This is a genomic window from Streptomyces sp. HB132 (genome assembly GCF_016909575.1).
GTDB lineage: Bacteria > Actinomycetota > Actinomycetes > Streptomycetales > Streptomycetaceae > Streptomyces.
In genome coordinates, this window is sequence record NZ_JAFBGA010000013.1 from 100,508 (window position 1) to 121,810 (window position 21,303).

Annotated in this window: 15 protein-coding genes; 13 read left to right on the forward strand and 2 right to left on the reverse strand. The window is 72.1% G+C overall.

Going from position 1 to position 21,303, the window contains the following annotated elements:
* Window positions 1–18 precede the first annotated feature (18 nt).
* The 3 genes from JOC24_RS25305 to JOC24_RS25315 all read left to right on the forward strand — a co-directional run bounded on the left by JOC24_RS25305 (window position 19) and on the right by JOC24_RS25315 (window position 3,973).
* Window positions 19–1,434, forward strand: coding sequence for an NAD(P)/FAD-dependent oxidoreductase (locus tag JOC24_RS25305; RefSeq protein WP_205022692.1), 1,416 nt, complete (start codon window positions 19–21; stop codon window positions 1,432–1,434).
* Window positions 1,435–1,599: 165 nt separating this feature from the next.
* A complete protein-coding gene (locus JOC24_RS25310; protein ID WP_205022693.1) occupies window positions 1,600–2,058 on the forward strand; it encodes a hypothetical protein in 459 nt (152 codons plus the stop codon).
* An 82-nt stretch (window positions 2,059–2,140) separates the two neighbouring features.
* Window positions 2,141–3,973, forward strand: coding sequence for a chitinase (locus JOC24_RS25315; protein WP_205022694.1), 1,833 nt, complete (start codon window positions 2,141–2,143; stop codon window positions 3,971–3,973).
* Here JOC24_RS25315 and JOC24_RS34050 read toward each other — a convergent pair.
* Both JOC24_RS34050 and gabT read right to left on the reverse strand, forming a co-directional pair.
* Complete coding sequence (locus JOC24_RS34050) at window positions 3,958–4,494, reverse strand: phosphatase PAP2 family protein (protein ID WP_307792756.1); 537 nt, start codon at window positions 4,492–4,494, stop codon at window positions 3,958–3,960. The two genes, JOC24_RS25315 and JOC24_RS34050, sit on opposite strands and share 16 nt — an antisense overlap.
* 411 nt (window positions 4,495–4,905) lie before the next feature.
* On the reverse strand, window positions 4,906–6,246 hold the full coding sequence (gene gabT, locus JOC24_RS25325; RefSeq protein WP_205022696.1) for a 4-aminobutyrate--2-oxoglutarate transaminase: 1,341 nt from the start codon (window positions 6,244–6,246) through the stop codon (window positions 4,906–4,908).
* A gap of 246 nt (window positions 6,247–6,492) precedes the next feature.
* On the opposite strand from gabT, the gene JOC24_RS25330 reads away from it, so the two are divergent.
* From JOC24_RS25330 to JOC24_RS25375, 10 genes are all read left to right on the forward strand, one after another.
* The gene (locus tag JOC24_RS25330) at window positions 6,493–8,859 is read left to right on the forward strand and encodes an ATP/GTP-binding protein (RefSeq protein WP_205022697.1); all 2,367 of its coding nucleotides are present in this window, start codon (window positions 6,493–6,495) and stop codon (window positions 8,857–8,859) included.
* Between the two features lie 146 nt (window positions 8,860–9,005).
* On the forward strand, window positions 9,006–10,583 hold the full coding sequence (locus JOC24_RS25335) for a PucR family transcriptional regulator (RefSeq protein WP_205022698.1): 1,578 nt from the start codon (window positions 9,006–9,008) through the stop codon (window positions 10,581–10,583).
* Window positions 10,584–10,760: 177 nt separating this feature from the next.
* Complete coding sequence (locus JOC24_RS25340; RefSeq protein ID WP_205022699.1) at window positions 10,761–12,206, forward strand: aldehyde dehydrogenase family protein; 1,446 nt, start codon at window positions 10,761–10,763, stop codon at window positions 12,204–12,206.
* Between the two features lie 184 nt (window positions 12,207–12,390).
* Window positions 12,391–14,337: an acyl-CoA dehydrogenase family protein gene (locus JOC24_RS25345; protein WP_205022700.1), complete on the forward strand. Its 1,947-nt coding sequence runs from the start codon at window positions 12,391–12,393 to the stop codon at window positions 14,335–14,337.
* Between the two features lie 81 nt (window positions 14,338–14,418).
* Window positions 14,419–15,660 (forward strand): 3-phosphoshikimate 1-carboxyvinyltransferase, encoded by a 1,242-nt coding sequence (aroA, locus tag JOC24_RS25350; protein ID WP_205022701.1) that lies wholly within the window; start codon window positions 14,419–14,421, stop codon window positions 15,658–15,660.
* A 121-nt stretch (window positions 15,661–15,781) separates the two neighbouring features.
* Window positions 15,782–17,044: a 1-deoxy-D-xylulose-5-phosphate reductoisomerase gene (gene dxr / locus JOC24_RS25355; RefSeq protein ID WP_205022750.1), complete on the forward strand. Its 1,263-nt coding sequence runs from the start codon at window positions 15,782–15,784 to the stop codon at window positions 17,042–17,044.
* Window positions 17,041–18,351, forward strand: coding sequence for a M50 family metallopeptidase (locus JOC24_RS25360; protein WP_205022702.1), 1,311 nt, complete (start codon window positions 17,041–17,043; stop codon window positions 18,349–18,351). The genes dxr and JOC24_RS25360 overlap by 4 nt, the downstream gene beginning before the upstream one ends.
* 182 nt (window positions 18,352–18,533) lie before the next feature.
* Window positions 18,534–19,691 carry a flavodoxin-dependent (E)-4-hydroxy-3-methylbut-2-enyl-diphosphate synthase gene (gene ispG, locus JOC24_RS25365; RefSeq protein WP_205022703.1) on the forward strand — a complete coding sequence of 386 codons (1,158 nt, stop codon included), beginning with the start codon at window positions 18,534–18,536 and terminating at the stop codon, window positions 19,689–19,691.
* A gap of 146 nt (window positions 19,692–19,837) precedes the next feature.
* Complete coding sequence (locus JOC24_RS25370) at window positions 19,838–20,683, forward strand: GNAT family N-acetyltransferase (RefSeq protein WP_205022704.1); 846 nt, start codon at window positions 19,838–19,840, stop codon at window positions 20,681–20,683.
* Window positions 20,684–20,712: 29 nt separating this feature from the next.
* Window positions 20,713–21,288, forward strand: coding sequence for a GNAT family N-acetyltransferase (locus JOC24_RS25375; RefSeq protein ID WP_205022705.1), 576 nt, complete (start codon window positions 20,713–20,715; stop codon window positions 21,286–21,288).
* Window positions 21,289–21,303: the final 15 nt, after the last annotated feature.

Sequence of the window (21,303 nt, forward strand, 5' to 3'; positions counted from 1 at the left end):
CCGAAGGAGTTGGAAACCATGGCCCCGGACGCCATGCGTACCGCCGCACACTCACTCTCCGACGCACGTCCCCTGTCCTACTGGCTCGACGACCCGGGAAAGCCGGGAGCCCGTCCCGCTCTGACCGGCGACGAGCGGTGCGATCTGCTGGTCGTCGGCGGCGGTTACAGCGGGCTGTGGACCGCGCTGATCGCGAAGGAGAGGGATCCCGGGCGCGATGTCGTCCTCATCGAGGGACACGAGGTGGGCTGGGCGGCATCAGGACGCAACGGAGGATTCTGCGCCGCCTCGCTGACCCACGGCCTGGCCAACGGTCTGGAGCGCTGGCCGGACGAGATCGGGAGGCTGGAGGAGCTGGGCGCGCGGAACCTCGACGCCATCGAGGGGGCCGTCACCCGCTACTCCCTCGACTGCGACTTCGAGCGCACCGGGGAGATCGACGTCGCGACGCAGCCCCACCAGCTCGACGAGCTGCGTGAGCGGCATCGTACGACCGAGGAACTCGGCTTCGGGGGAACGGAGTTCCTCGACCGGGACCAGGTGCGCGGGGAAGTCGACTCGCCGACGTTCCTCGGCGGTCTGCTGGATCGTCGCGGCGTCGCCATGCTGCATCCGGCGAAGCTCGCCTGGGGGCTGAAGGAGGCGTGCCTCGGCCTCGGTGTGCGGATTCACGAGCACACCCGCGGCGTCGAGCTCGCCCCGTCGGGCGCCGGCATGGCCGTGCGCACCCCGTACGGCAGAGTGTTCGCCCGCGACGTCGCCCTCGGCACGAACATCTTTCCGTCCCTGGTGCGACGGGTGCGCCCCTACACGGTCCCGGTGTACGACTACGCGCTGATGACGGAGCCCCTCGACGCGGAACAGCTGGCCTCGGTCGGATGGCGCAACCGTCAGGGCCTGGGTGACAGCGCGAATCAGTTCCACTACTTCCGGCTCTCCGCGGACAACCGGATCCTGTGGGGCGGGTACGACGCGGTCTACCCGTTCGGCGGCCGGCTGGATCCCTCGCTGGACCAGCGACCGGAGACCTTCCTGAAGCTCGCCGGCCAGTTCTTCGAGTGCTTCCCCCAGTTGGCCGGTGTGCGCTTCAGCCATGCCTGGGGAGGTGCGATCGACACGTGCACCCGCTTCTCCGCGTTCTTCGGCACGGCCCATCGCGGGCGGGTCGCCTATGCCGCCGGGTACACCGGGCTGGGCGTCGGGGCCACGCGCTTCGGCGCAGAGGTGATGCTCGACCTGCTGTCGGGCCGGGAGACCGGGCGGACCGCCCTGCGGATGGTCCGCTCCAGGCCGGTTCCCTTCCCGCCCGAGCCGTTCGCCTGGGCCGGGATCGAACTCACCAAGAGGTCCCTCGCCCGGGCGGACGGCAACGGCGGACGCCGTGATCTGTGGCTGCGGACCATGGACCGGCTGGGGCTGGGCTTCGACAGCTGACCTCCGGTGGGCCGGCCGCGGCGTCGACCGGCAGCCGGCCGGGGGTGATCCAGATCACTGCCGATCGGCGGCGGAACCCGCGTCATGATCCCGCGCCGGCCCTCTCTCTCCCGTGAACGCACCGGCAGGACCCTACCGGTGTCCACGGAGAGAGGGAGGCAGTCCATGACCGGCACGGGGGCCGAAACCGCGGTCGCTTGGCTCGCATCGGTGGCACCGCATCCGGGCGCGTGCCTGAGGGAGTGGGAGCGCAACCCGCAGGGGATGGCGCTCCTGCCCGCCGGGAAGCGCTGGGACGTGCTGATCGTCCCCGGCGAGCTGGGCTATCCGACGCTCGATGTGCTCACCAGGCTCCTCGACAGGCCGGGGCCCGTCCTTGCGGACTTCGGTGACTCCCGGATGGGCTTCTTCGTGCCCCCGGGCACGGCGGCCCGCTGGATCGGGACGGGGATCCGGGGTGTCGGGGCGGGGGCGTGGATCGTGGTCCCCCGGCCGGGCGGCACCGTGGGCGGAGTGCGTTGGCTGATCCCGCCCGACGGCTCGGGAACCCTCACCGACGCGAGCCTCCTGGAGCTCGCCCTGCACGAGGCCGCGGCCGTCCGCGGCGCGCGGGACGGGAGGTGAGGCGCCGCCAGAGTATTGACAACCTTATTGGTCTGGACCATGTTGTGCGCACCACTCGATTCGCCCTTGCTCGGAGGCTGTTGTGGAACGCACCGGATCCCGACCACCCGTCCGCCTCTCCGGGCTCCTGTCAGCCTTCTCGGCCGTCGTGCTCGCCGCCGGTGCCCTGGCCGCCACGGCACCGGCCGCCGGAGCGGCCGACGCCGACCTGGCGCGCAACGGCGGCTTCGAGGCGGGGCTGGACGGCTGGAGCTGCACCGGGGGCAGCGGCGCGGCCGTCAGTACGCCCGTGCACAGCGGGACTTCGGCCCTGAAGGCCACACCGGCGGGCAGCGACAACGCCCGGTGCTCCCAGACGGTGACGGTGAGGCCCGACTCCTCCTACACGCTCGGCGCATGGGTGCAGGGCAGCTACGTCTACCTCGGGGCATCCGGCACCGGCACCACCGACGTCTCCACCTGGACCCAGTCCGCCGGTGCCTACAAGCAGCTGACCACCACCTTCAGGACCGGCCCCACGACCACGTCGGTGACGGTCTACACCCACGGCTGGTACGGCACCCCCGCCTATCACGCCGACGACCTCACCCTGACCGGACCCGGCGGCGACCCCGTCGCCGTGCCCGCCGCCCCCACCGGGCTGCGCGCGGGGACCGCCACCGCCTCGGCCGTCCCGCTGTCCTGGACCGCGTCCCCCGGAGCCACCGGCTACCGCGTCCACCGCGGCGGTGCGAAGGTCCTCGACACCACCGGCACCTCGGCGACCGTGACGGGGCTGGCAGCCTCGTCCGCGTACAGCTTCCAGGTCTCCGCCGTCAACGCCGCCGGTGAGTCGGCGAAGTCGGCGGCCCTGAACGTCACCACGGGCACGGGCGGTGGGGGAGGCGGTGACGGCGGGCTGCCGGCCCACGCCCTCGTCGGCTACCTCCACTCCAGCTTCGCCAACGGCTCCGGCTACACGCGCATGGCCGACGTACCGGACTCGTGGGACGTCATCAACCTCGCCTTCGGCGAGCCGACTTCCGTCACCTCGGGTGACATCCGCTTCTCGCTCTGCCCGGCCGCCGAATGCCCGGACGTGGAGAGCGAAGCCGAGTTCAAGGCCGCCATCAAGGCCAAGCAGGCAGCCGGGAAGAAGGTGCTGATCTCGATCGGCGGCCAGAACGGTCAGGTGCAGCTCGCCTCGACCGCTGCCCGCGACGCCTTCGTCAGCTCCGTCAGCAAGATCATCGACACGTACGGCCTCGACGGCCTGGACATCGACTTCGAGGGCCACTCGCTGTCACTCGCGACAGGCGACACCGACTTCCGCAGCCCGACGACCCCCGTCATCGTCAACCTGATCTCGGCGGTGAAGTCCCTCAAGGCGAAGTACGGGGCCGGGTTCGTCCTCACCATGGCCCCCGAGACCTTCTTCGTGCAGCTCGGCCACCAGTACTACGGCTCCGGCCCCTGGGGCGGCCAGGACCCGCGTGCGGGCGCCTATCTGCCCGTCATCCACGCGCTGCGCGACGACCTCGCCCTGCTGCACGTCCAGGACTACAACTCGGGCTCGATCATGGGTCTGGACAACCAGTACCACTCCATGGGTGGCGCCGACTTCCACATCGCCATGACGGACATGCTGCTCACCGGCTTCCCCGTCGCGGGCGACCAGGCCAAGGTCTTCCCCGCGCTGCGCCCCGAGCAGGTGGCCTTCGGCCTCCCGGCGTCCACCCAGGCCGGCAACGGCCACACCTCGCCGGCAGAGGTCACCAAAGCACTCGACTGCCTGACGAAGAAGACCGACTGCGGCACCTACCGGACCCACGGCACCTGGTCCGGGCTGCGCGGGCTGATGACCTGGTCGATCAACTGGGACCGCTTCAACAACTGGGAGTTCTCGAAGAACTTCGACGCCTACTTCGGGGGCTGACCGCTTCGCGTGCCCGCCCGCAGCGCGACCAGCAGCACCCCGCTGAGGCACCATCCGGCCACCACGTCCAGCGGCCAGTGGTAACCGCGCAGCACCAGACCGACGCTCGTCGCCGCCGTCAGCAGGACGGCGGCGACGAGCGTCACCCATGTCCGCCTCAGGTGCGGGGCGAGCAGCAGGGCCGCGGCGCCGTACGCCACCATCGCCGTGGTCGTGTGCCCCGAGGGGAAGTAGCCCGTCGCCTCCGTCAGCGGCCCCTGTCGGTCGGTCCACAGCTTGAGCGGTACGACGAGCGCCGGGACGGCGGCCATGGCCAGGACGGCGTACACGGCCGCGCGCCGGTCGTGCCGTAGCCAGGCGACGAGGACCGCGCACGCCAGCACGGGAACGGCGACCTGCATGTTGCCGAGATCGGCGAGGAGGTCCGTGAGCGGGGCCGGGCCGCGCCCCGCCAGCTCCAGGCCGAGCCGTTCGTCGGGATCCAGCAGCGGGCCGTCGGCCAGCACCTGCCAGGTGATCACGAGGAAGAGCGCGAGCAGCGCGGAGGCCGTCGAAACGAGAAGAACCGGCCACCGGGGAACAGGGGGGATTGTTCCGAGGTGGCCGGTCGGACCGGTTTGCCGCGCGCCCCGGGGGGTGTGGGGCGGGCGGCCATCCGATCGGTGAGGAGTCCCGGAGCCCGAAGCTCCAGCGGTGTGCGCGATGGCACGGCCGGAACGGCGCTGGGGGAGCTCCGGTCCGGCATCACCCGCAGTCCCCTGCGGGCGGGGTGTTTCTCTCATCTGGGAAAACCGTACGTCAGAGGGAGGAGGCACCGGAAGCGGCAACGGTATCCCGCCATCGCCCCCGCACACCTTCTTCACACGCCCTCACCCGTGCGCCGTTCCGAGGCGTCGTGTACCCCCGCCCGGCGCCCGGGTGGTTCGCACATGTCAGAGACGCGCGAACGCCTGCTCGAGGATGTCCAGGCCCTCGTTCAGCAGGTCCTCGCCGATGACGAGCGGCGGCAGGAAGCGCAGGACGTTGCCGTACGTGCCGCAGGTCAGCACCAGCAGACCCTCGGCGTGGCAGGCCTTGGCCAGTGACCCCGCGGCGGCCGCGTCGGGCTCCTTCGTGCCCGTCTTCACCAGCTCGATCGCGATCATCGCGCCGCGGCCGCGGATGTCCCCGATGATGTCGCCGTCCGGGAGCTTCGACCGCATCTCGGCGAGACGGCCCTTCATGACCTCCTCGATGCGCCTGGCCTTGCCGTTCAGGTCCATCTCGCGCATCGTCTCGATGGCGCCGAGCGCACCCGCGCAGGCCACCGGGTTGCCGCCGTACGTTCCGCCGAGGCCGCCGGCGTGCGCGGCGTCCATGATCTCGGCGCGGCCGGTCACCGCGGACAGCGGGAGGCCGCCGGCGATGCCCTTGGCGGTGGTGATGAGGTCGGGCACGATGCCCTCGTCCTCGCAGGCGAACCACTGACCCGTCCGGCAGAAGCCGGACTGGATCTCGTCCGCGACGAAGACGATGCCGTTGTCCTTCGCGAACTCCGCGATCGCTGGCAGGAAGCCCTTGGCGGGCTCGATGAAACCACCCTCGCCGAGGACCGGCTCGATGATGATCGCCGCGACGTTGTCCGCGCCGATCTGCTTGGTGATCTCGTCGATGGCCTGTGCGGACGCCTCGGCGCCGGCGTTCTCGGCGCCGGTCGGCCAGCGGTAGCCGTAGGCCACCGGCACGCGGTAGACCTCGGGCGCGAACGGACCGAAGCCCTGCTTGTACGGCATGTTCTTCGCGGTCAGGGCCATCGTGAGGTTGGTCCGGCCGTGGTAGCCGTGGTCGAAGACGACGACCGCGGTGCGCTTGGTCCACGCGCGGGCGATCTTCACGGCGTTCTCGACGGCCTCGGCGCCCGAGTTGAACAGCGCGGACTTCTTCGCGTGGTCGCCCGGCGTCAGCTCGGCGAGCTGCTCACAGACCTCTACGTACCCCTCGTACGGCGTGACCATGAAACAGGTGTGGGTGAAGTCGGCGAGCTGGGCCGACGCGCGGCGCACGACCGCCTCGGCGGAGGCGCCGACCGAGGTCACGGCGATACCGGAACCGAAGTCGATCAGCCGGTTGCCGTCCACGTCCTCGATGATTCCGCCGCCCGCCCGAGCGGTGAAGACCGGCAGCGTGGAACCCACGCCCGCGGCGACGGCCGCGACGCGGCGGGCCTGCAGCTCCACCGACTTCGGGCCGGGAATGGCGGTGACGACGCGGCGCTCCTGCGGGATGTCGGACATGCGGGGCTCCTGGGGGTGTTTCGGACGCTTCTCTTTCTGCAGGCTAGGGGCGGGTGAAGGCAGCGGTCATGCTCCGATCGGGAGTGGTGGGGTGCGTGTCCTTGTCCGCGGCGGACAGGTCTCCGGCGGGGCCGCCCGGCGACGCCCCCGCCGGGTCATACGGCCGCATGGCTGAACTCCCGGTGCCCGGGCACTAGATTGGCCGGTGCAGAAGGCGGGACGCGGCTGGTCAGGGGGCAGCGGTTCATGGACACCGAAGGCACGTACGACGCACGGGGCAGGGGAGCGGACCGGGTGCCCCGGCCCGCCGGGCCACCGCCCGCGGCGCCTCCGCCTCCCGCGTATGCCCCGGCCCCCCGTCGCCCGCCGTCGGGCGACGCCGGTGTCGAGGCATGGCTGCGCACCCCGCGCCCCGTGCGGGAACCGGGCGTGTGGCGCTACGGGCACACCCCGCGCCCGCCCGAGAAGCCCGACGGGGTCTCCGACCGCTCGCTGCTGGTCGGCGTGCTCATCTCCGTACTCAGCGGGCTGCTCCTGTGGTCCCTCTGGCGCAACGGGTACATCCCCTACCGGCTCGTCCCGCTGAAGCTCTTCACCCCCGGTGACTGGTGGTACGCGGGCACGTTCGGCGGCCCCCGGACGATCGAGGGCGCCGACGCCCTCACCGTCTACGAGGCCGTCCTCTTCGGGCTCCTCGTCTACGGCTGCGGGCGGATGGGCAACTGGTCCGAGATCTTCCGGCGCCACGTCGCGGGCCGGGGGCAGCCCTTCCTCGGACTCGTCACCGCCGCCGGAGGGGCCCTGGCGGAGCTCCTCGTGTGGAAGGACGCCGTGCCGCTCGTCCGGCCGGTGCTGATCCTCGTCGCCTCCGTCGCGGGCGGCGAGATCTACCAGAGCCAGACCGTCGTCAACGTGCTCTACACCTTGATCGCAGTCGCGGTGCTCTGGCCGTTCGCACGCCTCGGCCACTGGCGCGCGCTGCTCGCCACGCGGCTCGGTAAGGGCGCCGCGGAGCCGGAGGCCCCCGCCGGGCCGCCCGACGCCCCCACCCCCGAGCAGTGGCCGGAGCTCCGCGCGGCCGGTCTGACCGACGCGGCCGAGGCCCTCACCGCCGAGGTGCGCACCGGCCGGATGAACGACGTCGACGTGGCGCGGCTCCGCCACGCCTGGACCGTGGGCACCGGTCACCCCGAGCGGCTCGCCGCGCTCACCGAGGCCGTCCTGCGAGCCGGCGGCGCCGCCGCGCTCCATCCCTCGGGCGCCCGGGACCTGCCGCGGCGCACCGCCCGGCACGATCTGCTCACCGGCCAGGTCCGTCTGGGCGGCTGCGCCGACGACCCGCACAACCCGTACGCCCGCCGCGGCTCGGGCATCGCCCTGGAACCCGCGCTGCTGGGCACCTCGCTGCTCGCGGTCGGCCCGCCCGGGGCGGGCAAGACCGCACGGCTGGTGCGGCCCGTCGTCGAGTCGCTCGCCCTGCAGGCCCTCGCGGGCCGTGCCGCGGTGCTGGCCGTCGGCGGCGCCGGGGGCGAACTCGGTCCGGACGACGCCTTCGACGTCGTGGTGCGGATCGGCGACCCGGCCTCCGTGCACGACTTCGACCTGTACGGCGGCACGACCGACCCGGACGAGGCCGCCGGGGTGCTCGCGGAGGGCCTGGTCGGCGATGTGACCCACCTGGACAGCAGGCGCGCCGCCACCGTGCTCGCCCAGCTGCTCGGGCCCTACCGTGCCGTCCACGGCCACTTCCCCGGGGTGCCCGCTCTCCGGGAGCTCCTGGACGGCGACCTCGCCGCGACCGGTGCGCTGAGGGAGGCACTCGGGGCGGGGGGCCACCAAACCATGCTGCGCGAGCTGGAGGCCCGCACCCGGCAGAAGGGCGGAGCCGGAGACCCCGGCCCGGTGCTGGCCGACCGGATCGCGCTGCTCGACCGGCCCGCCTTCGCGCCGTTCTTCGCCACCGGGGAGGACGCCCGCCCCTTCTCGCTGCGTTCCCTCGAACACCTTCCGCTCCGGGTCAGGATCGACCTTCCCGAGCGGGCACACGCCGAGGCGTCGCGGCTGCTCACCCGGCTCGTCCTCGCCCAGTTCACGGCGATCGCCGCCGCCCGCGCCGACCGGTCGCTCTTCGTCTGCCTGGTCCTGGACGACGCGACGCACACCGTCACCCCTGAGACCGTCCGGGGCGTCCGGCGGTTGCGGTCCGTCAACGCAGGCGCGCTCCTCACCCTGCGCACCGTCGACGACGTACCCGAGGGGCTGCACACCGCGCTGCTCGGCGCGTTCGGCTGCTGCATGGCCTTCAGCGGGGTCACCACCTGGGACGGCAAGCGCTTCGCCGAGGTCTGGGGCAAGGAGTGGGTGGAGACCCGCGAGGTCGCCCAGCACGCGGTCTTCGCGGACCAGCCGTTCACCCGTGCCCTGCACGGCCTGCGCAAGCTCGTCACCGGCAAGGCGGTGACGAGGGACGCGGTGACCGTACGACGGGTCGAGCGGGAACGCTGGTCCGCGTCGGAGCTGGCCTACCAGCTGCCCGCCGGCCATGCGGTCCTCTCGCTGACGACGGTGGACGGCGAACACGCGCCCCCGCTGCTGGTCGAGCTGGGCGGCTGAGCGCGCGGTTACGGAGAACCTGCCACCCTGGCATAGTCGAAGTCGGTCGTCTGTACGGGGCGGCGCAATCGAGCCGCCCACGCCGGGCGGCCCAATCGAGCCGTCCGCACGGGCGGCGCCCACGACTCCCAGAGGTCCGGCGTCCCATGCCTCCCACTCTCGCCTCGCTCGTCCAGCACTCGGCGCTCAAGCTCACCGTCCGGGCGGGCGCCGACCGGCTCGGCACGCCCGTGCGCTGGGCTCACGCCAGCGAGCTCGCCGACCCGGTCCCGTACATGGACGGCGGTGAGCTGCTCCTCGTCACCGCGACCAACCTCGACGCCCGAGACCCGGCGACGATGCGCCGGTACGTGCGGCGACTGGTCGGAGCCGGTGTCGCGGGGCTCGGCTTCGCCGTGGGCGTCACCTACGAGGAGATCCCCTCGGCGCTCGTGGACGCCGCAGAGGAAGCGGGGCTCCCGCTCCTGGAGGTGCCCCGGCGCACACCCTTCCTCGCCATCAGCAAGGCGGTGTCCGCGGCGATCGCCGCGGACACGTACCGGTCGGTCACGGCCGGTTTCGAGGCCCAGCGGGAGCTCACCCGCGCCGCCGTCGCCGGAGACGGTCCCGGAGAACTGCTCACCCGCCTCGCCGCGCACGTCGACGGCTGGGCCGCGCTGTACGACTCCTCGGGTGCCGTCGTCGCCGCCGCGCCCGACTGGGCCGCCCGTCGCGCCGCCCGGCTCACCCCTGAGGTGGACCGGCTGCGCGACCGTCCCGCCCCGGCCAGCGCGGTCGTCGGCGACACCGACAGCGACGACCGGGTCGAGCTCCAGTCCCTGGGCGCCGGACGCCGCAACCGTGGTGCACTGGCCGTCGGCACCGGGGCGGCTCTCGGCACCGCGGAGCGCTACGCGGTGCACTCCGCGGTCGCCCTGCTGACCTTGACCACGGCCCGCTCCCGCGCCCTCCAGGGCGCGGAGCAGCGCCTCGGCGCCGCGGTTCTGCGCATGCTCCTGGCGGGCGAGTCCGGCCATGCCCGGGCCGTCGCCGGCGACCTGTACGGCGGGCTGCTCGACGCCCCCTTCCGGCTCCTGATCGCCGAGGCGCCGGCCCCCGCCGGGACGGAGTCGCTGGCCGAGGCGATGGAGGCCGCGGCCTCGCGGTCCGGTGAGACCCTGCTGGCGGTGCCCGAGGGCGAACGCCTCGTGGTGCTGGCCGTCGACGGCGGCGCGGCCGTCGAGGCCTGCGCGGCCCACGCCCGGGCCGCGGACGACAAGCCGGTGCGCGAGCAGGGCGCGGACGACGCCGACGTGGTCATCGGCGTCTCCGCGCCCTCCGGCCCGATCGCCGTGTCCGCCGCTTACAAACAGGCCGAACAGGCCCTCTCGGTCGCCCGCCGCCGGGGCAGGGCCCTCGTCGAGCACGAGGAGCTGGCGGCCGGGTCCGTCCTGCCGCTCCTCGCCGACGACGCCGTACGTGCCTTCGCCGACGGGATGCTGAGACCGCTCCACGAACACGACGCGAAGGGCCGCGGCGATCTGGTCGCCTCCCTGCGCGCCTGGCTCTCCCGGCACGGCCAGTGGGACGCTGCCGCCGCCGACCTGGGCGTCCACCGCCACACCCTGCGCTACCGGATGCGCCGGGTGGAGGAGATCCTGGGCCGCTCACTGGACGATCCGGACGTCCGGATGGAGCTGTGGCTGGCCCTGAAGACGACGGCCGCCTCCTCGGGGGCGCAGTAGCCGGGGCCCTGGAGCACAGCCGCCGGTCCGGCTACGACAAACCGGCGCACCCCTCGCCCCCTCCACTCCACGGCGGACAAGCCTGATCCGCGCCGGGCCGCCCTACGGTGGGGCCGAAGGGTGCCCTCACGGCGCCCGGCGATCGTCGTACACCACCCCCGAAGGGCCGGAACCGCCATGACTTCCACCCACGCCTTCTGGCTGGCCGGCCGCCAGGCCACCGGCGAGGACAGCTTCGACGTCACCAACTCCTGGGACGGACGTCTCGTCGGCACGGTCTCCGTGCCCACCGACGCCCAGGTGGAGGAGGCCGTCGCCGCCGCGTACGCCGTGCGCGAGGAGTTCGCCGCGACCCCGGCGCACGTGCGGGCCGCCGCGCTCGACCACGTCGTACGCCGCCTCACCGAGCGCACCGAGGAGATCGCCCAGCTGATCTCCGCCGAGAACGGCAAGCCGATCAAGTGGGCCCGCGGCGAGGTCGGCCGCGCCGTCTCCGTCTTCCGGTTCGCCGCCGAGGAGGCCCGCCGTTTCAACGGCGGCGACGCCCAGCGGCTGGACACGGACGCCGGCGGCACCGGCCGCCTCGGGCTCACCCGGCGCTTCCCGCGCGGCCCCGTCCTCGGCATCGCGCCCTTCAACTTCCCGCTCAACCTGAGCGCCCACAAGGTCGCCCCGGCCATCGCCGTGGGTGCGCCGATCATCCTGAAGCCCGCGCCGGCCACGCCGATCTCGTCGCTGATCCTGGGCGAGCTGCTGGCCGAGACGGACCTGCCGGCCGGATCCTGGTCCGTGCTGACCGTGCCGAACGACAAGATGCCCGCCCTGGTCCGGGACGAGCGGCTGCCGGTGATCTCCTTCACCGGCTCCGGCCCGGTCGGCTACTCGATCATGGAGTCGGTGCCGCGCAAGCACTGCACCCTGGAACTCGGCGGCAACGGAGCGGCGGTCGTGCTCGGCGACTACTCCAGCGAAGAGGACCTGGACTGGGCCGCCACCCGTATCGCGACCTTCTCCAACTACCAGGGCGGCCAGTCCTGCATCTCGGTGCAGCGTGTCATCGCCGACGCCACCGTCTACGACCGGCTCGTCCCGAAGATCGTCGCGGCCGTCGAGGCCCTGGTGACCGGTGACCCCTCCGACGCGGCCACCGACGTCGGCCCGCTCGTCAGCGAGGACGCCGCCCGCCGCGTCGAGTCCTGGGTCGACGAGGCCGTCACGGCCGGCGCCACCCTGCTGACCGGCGGCGAGCGCGACGGCGCCACCTACGCCCCGACGGTCCTCGCCGACCTCCCCGAGACCACGACGATCGCCCGCGAAGAGGTCTTCGGCCCGGTCCTGTACGTCCGCAGGACGCACGGCGAGGCCGAGGCCTTCGCCGCCGTCAACGACTCCGAGTACGGCCTCCAGGCGGGCGTCTTCACCCACGACCTGCAGACCGCGTTCCGGGCCCACCGCGCCCTGGAGGTGGGCGGCGTGGTCATCGGCGACGTGCCTTCCTACCGAGCCGACCAGATGCCGTACGGCGGTGCCAAGCAGTCCGGAGTGGGCCGCGAGGGCGTGCGTTACGCCATGGACGACTACACCTACGAGCGGGTGCTGGTCCTCACCGGCCTGGCCCTGTAGGCGCGCCACCCCACAGGGACCGGCCGGAGCCCGCTGTGCGGGGGCTCCGGCCGGTCCCGGACGCCACCGGGAGCCCCGCGCAGGGTGGTGGGAGCAGCGCAGATCGGGTAGATACGGACAAGTGACACCGATCGGCACGCGTACGGCCCACCCATATCCCGACTCGCGGCGAGGTGAGCTCCTCATGTCCGCCCCATCCGACATCCCCCAGGCCCCCAAAGTCACCGAGCGCGAAGCGCGGCAGGTGGCCGAGGCCGCCCGTGAACAGGACTGGCGCAAGCCGAGTTTCGCCAAGGAACTCTTCCTCGGACGCTTCCGGCTGGACCTGATCCACCCCCATCCCCAGCCCGCCCCGGACGACGTACGGCGCGGCGAGGCCTTCCTCGCCCGGCTGCGCGACTTCTGCGAGGCCCACGTCGACGGCGCCCTCATCGAGCGCGAGGCCAGGATCCCCGACGAGGTGATCAACGGCCTCAAGGAACTCGGCGCGCTCGGCATGAAGATCGAGACCAAGTACGGCGGCCTGGGACTGACCCAGGTCTACTACAACAAGGCCCTCGCGCTGGCCGGTTCGGCGAACCCCTCGATCGGCGCACTGCTCTCCGCACACCAGTCCATCGGCGTACCGCAGCCGCTGAAGATGTTCGGCACGCAGGAGCAGAAGGACGCCTTCCTGCCCCGTCTCGCGCGCACGGACATCTCCGCCTTCCTCCTCACCGAACCCGACGTCGGCTCCGACCCGGCACGGCTCGCCACCACGGCCGTGCCCGACGGCGACCACTACGTCCTGGACGGAGTGAAGCTCTGGACGACCAACGGAGTCGTCGCCGACCTGCTCGTGGTCATGGCGCGCGTGCCGCAGTCCGAGGGCCACAAGGGCGGCATCACCGCCTTCGTCGTCGAGGCCGACTCCCCGGGCATCACCGTGGAGCACCGCAACGCCTTCATGGGGCTGCGCGGCATCGAGAACGGCGTGACCCGCTTCCACCAGGTCCGCGTCCCCGCGGCCAACCGGATCGGCCCCGAGGGCGCCGGCCTCAAGATCGCCCTCACCACGCTCAACACCGGCCGCCTCTCACTGCCCGCCATGTGCGTCGGCGTCGGCAAGTGGTCCCTCAAGATCGCCCGCGAATGGTCGGCGGTCCGTGAGCAGTGGGGCAGGGCGGTCGCCCGGCACGAGGCGGTCGGCGCCAAGATCTCCTTCATCGCCGCCACCACCTTCGCCCTCGAAGCGGTCGTGGACCTCTCCTCGCAGATGGCCGACGAGAGCCGCAACGACATCCGCATCGAGGCCGCGCTGGCCAAGCTGTACGGCTCCGAGATGGGCTGGCTGATCTCCGACGAACTCGTCCAGATCCGCGGCGGACGCGGCTTCGAGACCGCCGCCTCGCTGGCGGCCCGCGGCGAACGCGCCGTCCCCGCCGAGCAGATGCTCCGCGACATGCGGATCAACCGGATCTTCGAGGGCTCCACGGAGATCATGCACCTGCTGATCGCCCGCGAGGCCGTCGACGCCCACCTCAAGGTCGCCGGCGACATCATCGACCCCGACAAGCCGCTCTCCGACAAGGCGAAGGCCGGCGCCAACGCGGCCGGGTTCTACGCACGCTGGCTCCCCAAGCTGGTCAGCGGACCCGGTCAGCTGCCCAACGCCTACGGCGAGTTCCGCGTCCCCGGGCACCCCGACCTCTCCGCGCACCTGCGGTACGTCGAGCGCTCGTCCCGCAAGCTCGCCCGCTCCACCTTCTACGCGATGTCCCGCTGGCAGGGTCGTATGGAGACCAAGCAGGGTTTCCTCGGCCGGATCGTCGACATCGGCGCCGAACTCTTCGCGATGAGCGCCGCCTGCGTCCGGGCCGAGCACCTGCGGGCCGACGACGACCACGGCCGCGAGGCGTACCAGCTCGCCGACGTGTTCTGCCGGCAGGCCCGGATCCGGGTGGAGGAGCTCTTCAACCGGCTCTGGTCCAACACCGACGACATCGACCGGCGCGTCGTCGACGGTGTCCTCTCCGGGACCTACACCTGGCTGGAGGAGGGGGTCATCGACCCCAGCGGCGACGGCCCCTGGATCGCCGACGCCACTCCCGGCCCGGCCATCGGGGAGAACGTCCACCACCCCGTCCGCTGAACCCGGCACATCCCCGCGGGGCGCGTCCACTGCCTGGACGCGCCCTGCGGGCACGCCCTCCGCAGGGCAAAATGGACGCCCGTGACCGTCATCGACATCCCCGGCTCCAAGTCCGTCACCGCCCGCGCCCTGTTCCTGGCCGCCGCGGCGGACGGCACCACCACCCTCCTGCACCCCCTGCACTCGGACGACACCGAGGGGTTCACCGAGGGACTGACCCGCCTCGGCTACGCGGTCAGCCGGGAGCCGGACCGCTGGCACATCGAGGGAAGCCCCTCGGGGCCCGCGGCCGCCGAGGCCGAGGTCCACTGCCGCGACGGTGCCACCACCGCGCGCTTCCTGCCGACGCTCGCCGCCGCGGCGGCCTCCGGCACGTACCGCTTCGACGCCTCCGCACAGATGCGCCGCCGCCCTCTCGCACCCCTCACCGAGGCCCTGCGCGCCCTCGGGGTGGACCTGCGCCACGAGGGAGCGGAGGGCCACCACCCGCTCACCGTCGAGGCGTCCGGCGTCAAGGGCGGCGAACTGACCCTGGACGCGGGGGAGTCGTCCCAGTACCTCACCGCACTGCTCATGCTCGGTCCGCTCACGCGGGAAGGCCTCCGGATCGACGTCACGGAGCTGGTCTCGGCGCCGTACATAGAGATCACCCTCGCGATGATGCGAAGCTTCGGCGTCGAGGTCGCCCGGGAGGGGAACACCTTCACCGTCCCTCCCGGTGGCTACCGCGCCACCACCTACGCGATCGAGCCCGACGCCTCCACCGCGAGCTACTTCTTCGCCGCGGCGGCGCTCACCGGCCGCGAGGTCACCGTCCCCGGCCTCGGCACCGGCGCGCTCCAGGGGGACCTCCGCTTCACCGAGGTGCTGCGCCGCATGGGCGCGGACGTACGGACGACCGCGGAGTCCACGACCGTGCGGTCCACCGCCCCGCTCTCCGGTCTCACCGTCAACATGCGGGACATCTCGGACACGATGCCGACCCTCGCGGCCATCGCGCCGTTCGCGACGTCGCCGGTACGCATCGAGGACGTCGCGAACACCCGGGTGAAGGAGTGCGACAGGCTGGAGGCCTGCGCCCAGAACCTGCGGAACATGGGCATCACCGTGCACACGGGTCCCGACTGGATCGAGATCCACCCCGGCACCCCGAGGCCCACCGAGATCGTCACCCACGGCGACCACCGCATCGTGATGTCGTTCGCCGTCGCCGGCCTGCGTACGCCCGGCACGACGTACGACGACCCCGGCTGCGTACGGAAGACCTTCCCCGGCTTCCACGAGGAGTTCGCGGAGTTCGTGGCGAGGACCGCCGGCCGGTGACGGCGGTGCGCCGTTTCGGGTTACGTCGGCGGCCCACCGGTGCGGGGAAACCGGTGCCGGGCGGGCCGGAGCACGCGCCGACGGGGGAGCGCTGTCGGTGCGCACAGCGGATGCGGCAACAATGGGGGCCATGAGCGACAGCCCCGCACCCCTCGCCGACCCGCACCTCGTCTTCGACGCGACGGAAGGCCGCCGGGATCTGGTGATCCTCGGCTCCACCGGGTCCATCGGCACCCAGGCCATCGACCTGGTCCTGCGCAACCCCGCCCGCTTCCGCGTCACCGCCCTCTCCGCCGCGGGCGGCAGGGTCGGGCTCCTCGCCGAGCAGGCGCGGCAGCTGCGCGTGCGTACGGTCGCTGTCGCCGACGGGGACAAGGCGCCGGCCCTGCGCGAGGCGCTGCGCGAGGTCTACGGGGCGGGGAAGCCGCTCCCGGAGATCCTCGCGGGACCCGAGGCGGCCTCGGAGCTCGCGGCGAGCGACTGCCACACCGTTCTGAACGGGATCACCGGCTCCATCGGCCTCGCCCCGACGCTCGCAGCGCTGAAGGCGGGCCGCACGCTCGCCCTGGCGAACAAGGAGTCGCTGATCGTCGGCGGCCCGCTGGTGAAGGCACTCGCGGCCCCCGGCCAGATCATCCCGGTCGACTCCGAGCACGCCGCGCTCTTCCAGGCGCTCGCCGCGGGCAAGCGCGCGGACGTCCGCAAGCTCGTGGTGACCGCGTCCGGTGGCCCGTTCCGCGGGCGTACGCGCGCCGAGCTGGCCGACGTGACGCGGGAGCAGGCCCTGGCGCACCCGACCTGGGCCATGGGCCCGGTCATCACGGTCAACTCCGCGACCCTGGTCAACAAGGGCCTCGAGGTCATCGAGGCGCATCTGCTCTACGACATCCCGTTCGACCGGATCGAGGTCGTGGTCCACCCCCAGTCGTACGTTCACTCGATGGTGGAGTTCACCGACGGATCGACCCTCGCCCAGGCCACCCCGCCCGACATGGGGGGCCCCATCGCCATCGGTCTCGGCTGGCCCGAGCGGGTACCGGACGCGGCCCCCGCCTTCGACTGGACGAAGGCCTCCAGCTGGGAGTTCTTCCCGCTCGACACCGAGGCGTTCCCGTCCGTCGGGCTCGCCCGGCACGTGGGCACGCTCGGCGGCACCGCACCCGCGGTGTTCAACGCGGCCAACGAGGAGTGCGTGGACGCATTCCTGGCGGGACGGCTGCCCTTCAACGGAATCATGGATACGGTCACAGCGGTGGTGGCCGAACACGGCGACCCCGCCACGGGAACTTCACTGACGGTCGCGGACGTCCTCGAAGCGGAGACCTGGGCCCGGTCCAGGGCCCGCGAACTCTCGGCGGAAGCGACAGCGGAGGCGCACGCATGAGCATGACGACGATCCTGATGACGGTCCTTGGGATCGCCATCTTCGCCGTGGGTCTGCTGTTCTCGATCGCCTGGCACGAACTGGGCCACCTGTCGACCGCCAAGCTCTTCGGCATCCGGGTGCCGCAGTACATGGTCGGCTTCGGCCCGACGATCTGGTCGCGCAGGAAGGGCGACACCGAGTACGGGATCAAGGCCATCCCCGCCGGCGGCTACATCCGCATGATCGGCATGTTCCCCCCGGGGCCCGACGGCCGGCTGGAGGCGCGCTCCACCTCCCCCTGGCGCGGAATGATCGAGGACGCCAGGTCCGCCGCCTTCGAGGAGCTCCAGCCCGGCGACGAGTCGCGCCTCTTCTACACGCGCAAGCCGTGGAAGCGCGTGATCGTGATGTTCGCCGGACCCTTCATGAACCTGATCCTGGCCGTCGCGATCTTCATGGGCGTCGCGATGACCTTCGGCTTCCAGACGCAGACCACGGAGGTCGCGGGCGTCCAGCAGTGCGTGATCGCGCAGAGCGAGAAGCGCGACACCTGCGAGGCGTCCGACCCGGTCTCGCCGGCGAAGGCCGCGGGCCTCCAGGAGGGCGACACGATCGTCGCCTTCGACGGGCAGAGGATCGACGACTGGGCCACCCTCTCGGACAAGATCCGGCAGACGGTCGGCCCCGCCACCATCACCGTCCGGCGCGACGGCCGGGAACAGACGCTGAACGCCGTTCTGGAGAAGAACGCCGTGGCCAAGAAGGACGCCGACGGCGAGGTCGTCCCAGGCGAGTACGTCACCGCCGGCTACCTCGGCTTCGCCGCCAACACGGAGATCCTGCCGCTTTCCTTCGGTGACTCGGTGGTCCGCATGGGCGACATGATCGAGAACGGCGTCGATTCGATCATCGCCCTGCCCACCAAGATCCCCGACCTGTGGAACGCGGCCTTCGGCGACGGCGAACGCGCCGACGACTCCCCGGTCGGCGTGGTCGGCGCGGCCCGGATCGGCGGCGAGGTCATGAACCTCGACATCCCGGCCCAGAACCAGGTCGCGATGATGCTGTTCCTGCTGGCCGGGTTCAACCTCTCGCTGTTCCTGTTCAACATGCTGCCCCTGCTCCCGCTGGACGGCGGGCACATCGCGGGTGCGCTCTGGGAGGCCCTGCGCCGCAATGTGGCCAAGGTCTTCCGACGGCCCGACCCCGGCCCGTTCGACGTGGCGAAGCTCATGCCCGTCGCCTACGTGGTCGCCGGGATCTTCATCTGCTTCACGCTGCTGGTGCTGGTCGCCGACATCGTGAACCCCGTGAAGATCACCTGACGCGTTCGCCCGCCCATGGGCGGGCGGCCGGACTTCCAGATGGTGTCCGCCCGCCCGCCCCCGGGCGGTTCGACGGCACGGGTGCGCCCCGTCGGCCTCCGGTGCCGTAACCTCGAAGCCCGGAGCCCGCTGTTCTCGGGACCACGATCCAGACTCATCCACACCTTGGGGATGCTCAGCGCATGACTGCGATTTCTCTCGGAATGCCGGACGTTCCGACCAAGCTCGCCGACCGACGGGTCAGCCGCCAGATCCAGGTCGGATCGGTGGCGGTCGGTGGGGACGCACCGGTGTCGGTGCAGTCGATGACGACGACGCGTACGTCGGACATCGGTGCGACGCTCCAGCAGATCGCGGAGCTGACGGCCTCCGGCTGCCAGATCGTGCGGGTCGCGTGTCCCACGCAGGACGACGCGGACGCCCTGGCGACCATCGCGAGGAAGTCGCAGATCCCGGTGATCGCCGACATCCACTTCCAGCCGAAGTACGTCTTCGCGGCGATCGACGCCGGCTGTGCGGCGGTCCGGGTGAACCCGGGCAACATCAAGCAGTTCGACGACAAGGTCAAGGAGATCGCCAAGGCCGCCGGAGACGCGGGCACCCCGATCCGCATCGGTGTGAACGCGGGCTCGCTGGACGCGCGACTGCTGAAGAAGTACGGCAAGGCGACGCCTGAGGCCCTCGTGGAGTCGGCGCTGTGGGAGGCGTCGCTGTTCGAGGAGCACGGCTTCCGCGACATCAAGATCTCGGTCAAGCACAACGACCCGGTCGTCATGGTGAACGCCTACCGCCAGCTGGCGGCGCAGAGCGACTACCCGCTGCACCTGGGTGTGACGGAGGCGGGCCCGGCGTTCCAGGGGACGATCAAGTCCGCGGTGGCGTTCGGCGCACTGCTCTCGGAGGGCATCGGGGACACGATCCGGGTGTCGCTGTCCGCGCCTCCCGCCGAGGAGGTCAAGGTCGGGCTGCAGATCCTCGAGGCGCTGAACCTCAAGCAGCGGCGGCTGGAGATCGTGTCGTGCCCGTCGTGCGGGCGTGCGCAGGTCGACGTGTACAAGCTCGCGGACCAGGTGAGTGCCGGCCTGGAGGGCATGGAGGTCCCGCTGCGCGTCGCGGTCATGGGCTGTGTCGTGAACGGCCCGGGTGAGGCCCGCGAGGCCGACCTGGGTGTGGCGTCGGGGAACGGCAAGGGGCAGATCTTCGTGAAGGGCGAGGTCATCAAGACCGTCCCGGAGTCGAAGATCGTGGAGACCCTCATCGAGGAAGCCATGAAGATCGCGGAGCAGATGGAGAAGGACGGGATCGCCTCGGGCGACCCGCAGATCTCCGTCGCCGGCTGACCGACCCGGTCCCTCCGTGCCCCGCAGGCCCCGTCCTGCGGGGCACAGGCGTTTTCCCGGGCCTGCGGACCTCCCGCGCGGGGCGGCACCCCACAGCCTTCGCGGGTACAGTGCGGACATCAAGTAGACCGTTTGGTGAGGCCCCAGTGTTGACGCAGACCACTACCCGGGTCCTCGACCCCGGTGAGCTCCCCGCCGCGCTCGCCATCCTCGAGAGCGAACCCGTGGAGAACGCGTTCGTCACCTCACGCGTCCAGATCGCCGGACTCGATCCCTGGCGCCTCGGCGGCGAGATGTGGGGCTGGTACGCCGACGGCCGGCTGCGCTCCCTCTGCTACTCCGGGGCCAACCTGGTGCCCATCTGCGCCACCCCCGAGGCCGTCAGGGCCTTCGCCGACCGCGCCCGGCGGGCGGGCCGCCGCTGCTCCTCGATCGTCGGCCCCGCAGGCCCCACGGCCCAGCTGTGGCGCCTCCTCGAACCGAGCTGGGGTCCCGCCCGTGAGGTCCGGCCCAACCAGCCGCTGATGGTGACCGAGCGGACCTCGGCGGAAGTGGCCCCCGACCCGCTCGTACGCAGGGTCCGCAAGGAGGAGATGGACGTCCTCATGCCGGCCTGCGTGGCCATGTTCACCGAGGAGGTCGGCATCTCCCCGCTGGCCGGCGACGGCGGGCTCCTCTACCAGGCACGGGTCGCCGAACTGATCACCTCCCGCCGGTCCTTCGCGCGCATAGAGGACGGCAAGGTCCTCTTCAAGGCGGAGATCGGAGCGGCCACCTCCCACGCCTGCCAGATCCAGGGCGTCTGGGTCGCCCCCGAGGCCCGGGGCCAGGGCCTCTCCGAGGCGGGTATGGCCGCTGTCCTGCGTTACGCGCTCAGCGACGTGGCGCCGATCGTCAGCCTGTACGTGAACGACTACAACACCGCCGCACGCAGGGCGTACAGCCGCGTCGGCTTCCGTGAGACGGGCGCGTTCATGAGCGTGCTGTTCTGACCCGGCGGGCGGCCAGTAGGGTTCCCCGCATGGCAGCAGCAACGCCCGCGTCCCCCTGGGGCTCCGGGTCCCCCGACATCGTGGTCGGACCGCTCGACCTCGCCGCCCGCGTCGACGAGGCCCTCGCCGTGCAGGCCCTCGCCTTCGGTCTCGGCCGGGACGAGATCGAGGTACGCCGCCATATCGTGCTCCGGCACCTCGACCACCCGCAGGCCCGCGCCCTCGGCGCCACCGCCGCGGACGGACGGCTCGTCGGATTCGTCTACGGTCTGCCGAACGACCGGGCGCACTGGTGGTCCACCGTCGTCGAACCGTACCTGCGCGCCACGGGATCCGACGACTGGCTCGACGGCTCCTTCGTGATCACCGAGCTGCACGTCCACCCCGACTTCCAGCAACGCGGCATCGGCCGCAGCCTGATCACCACCATCACGGACGCCGTGGACCTGCCCCGCTCGATCCTCTCCGCGATCGACACCGAGAGCCCCGCCCGCGGCCTCTACCGCGCCCTGGGCTACCAGGACCTGGCCAGGCAGGTGCTCTTCCCGAGCGCGCCCAAGCCGTACGCGGTGATGGGCGCGCCCCTCCCGCTGCGCCGCGGCTGACGAATCGATTTCCGC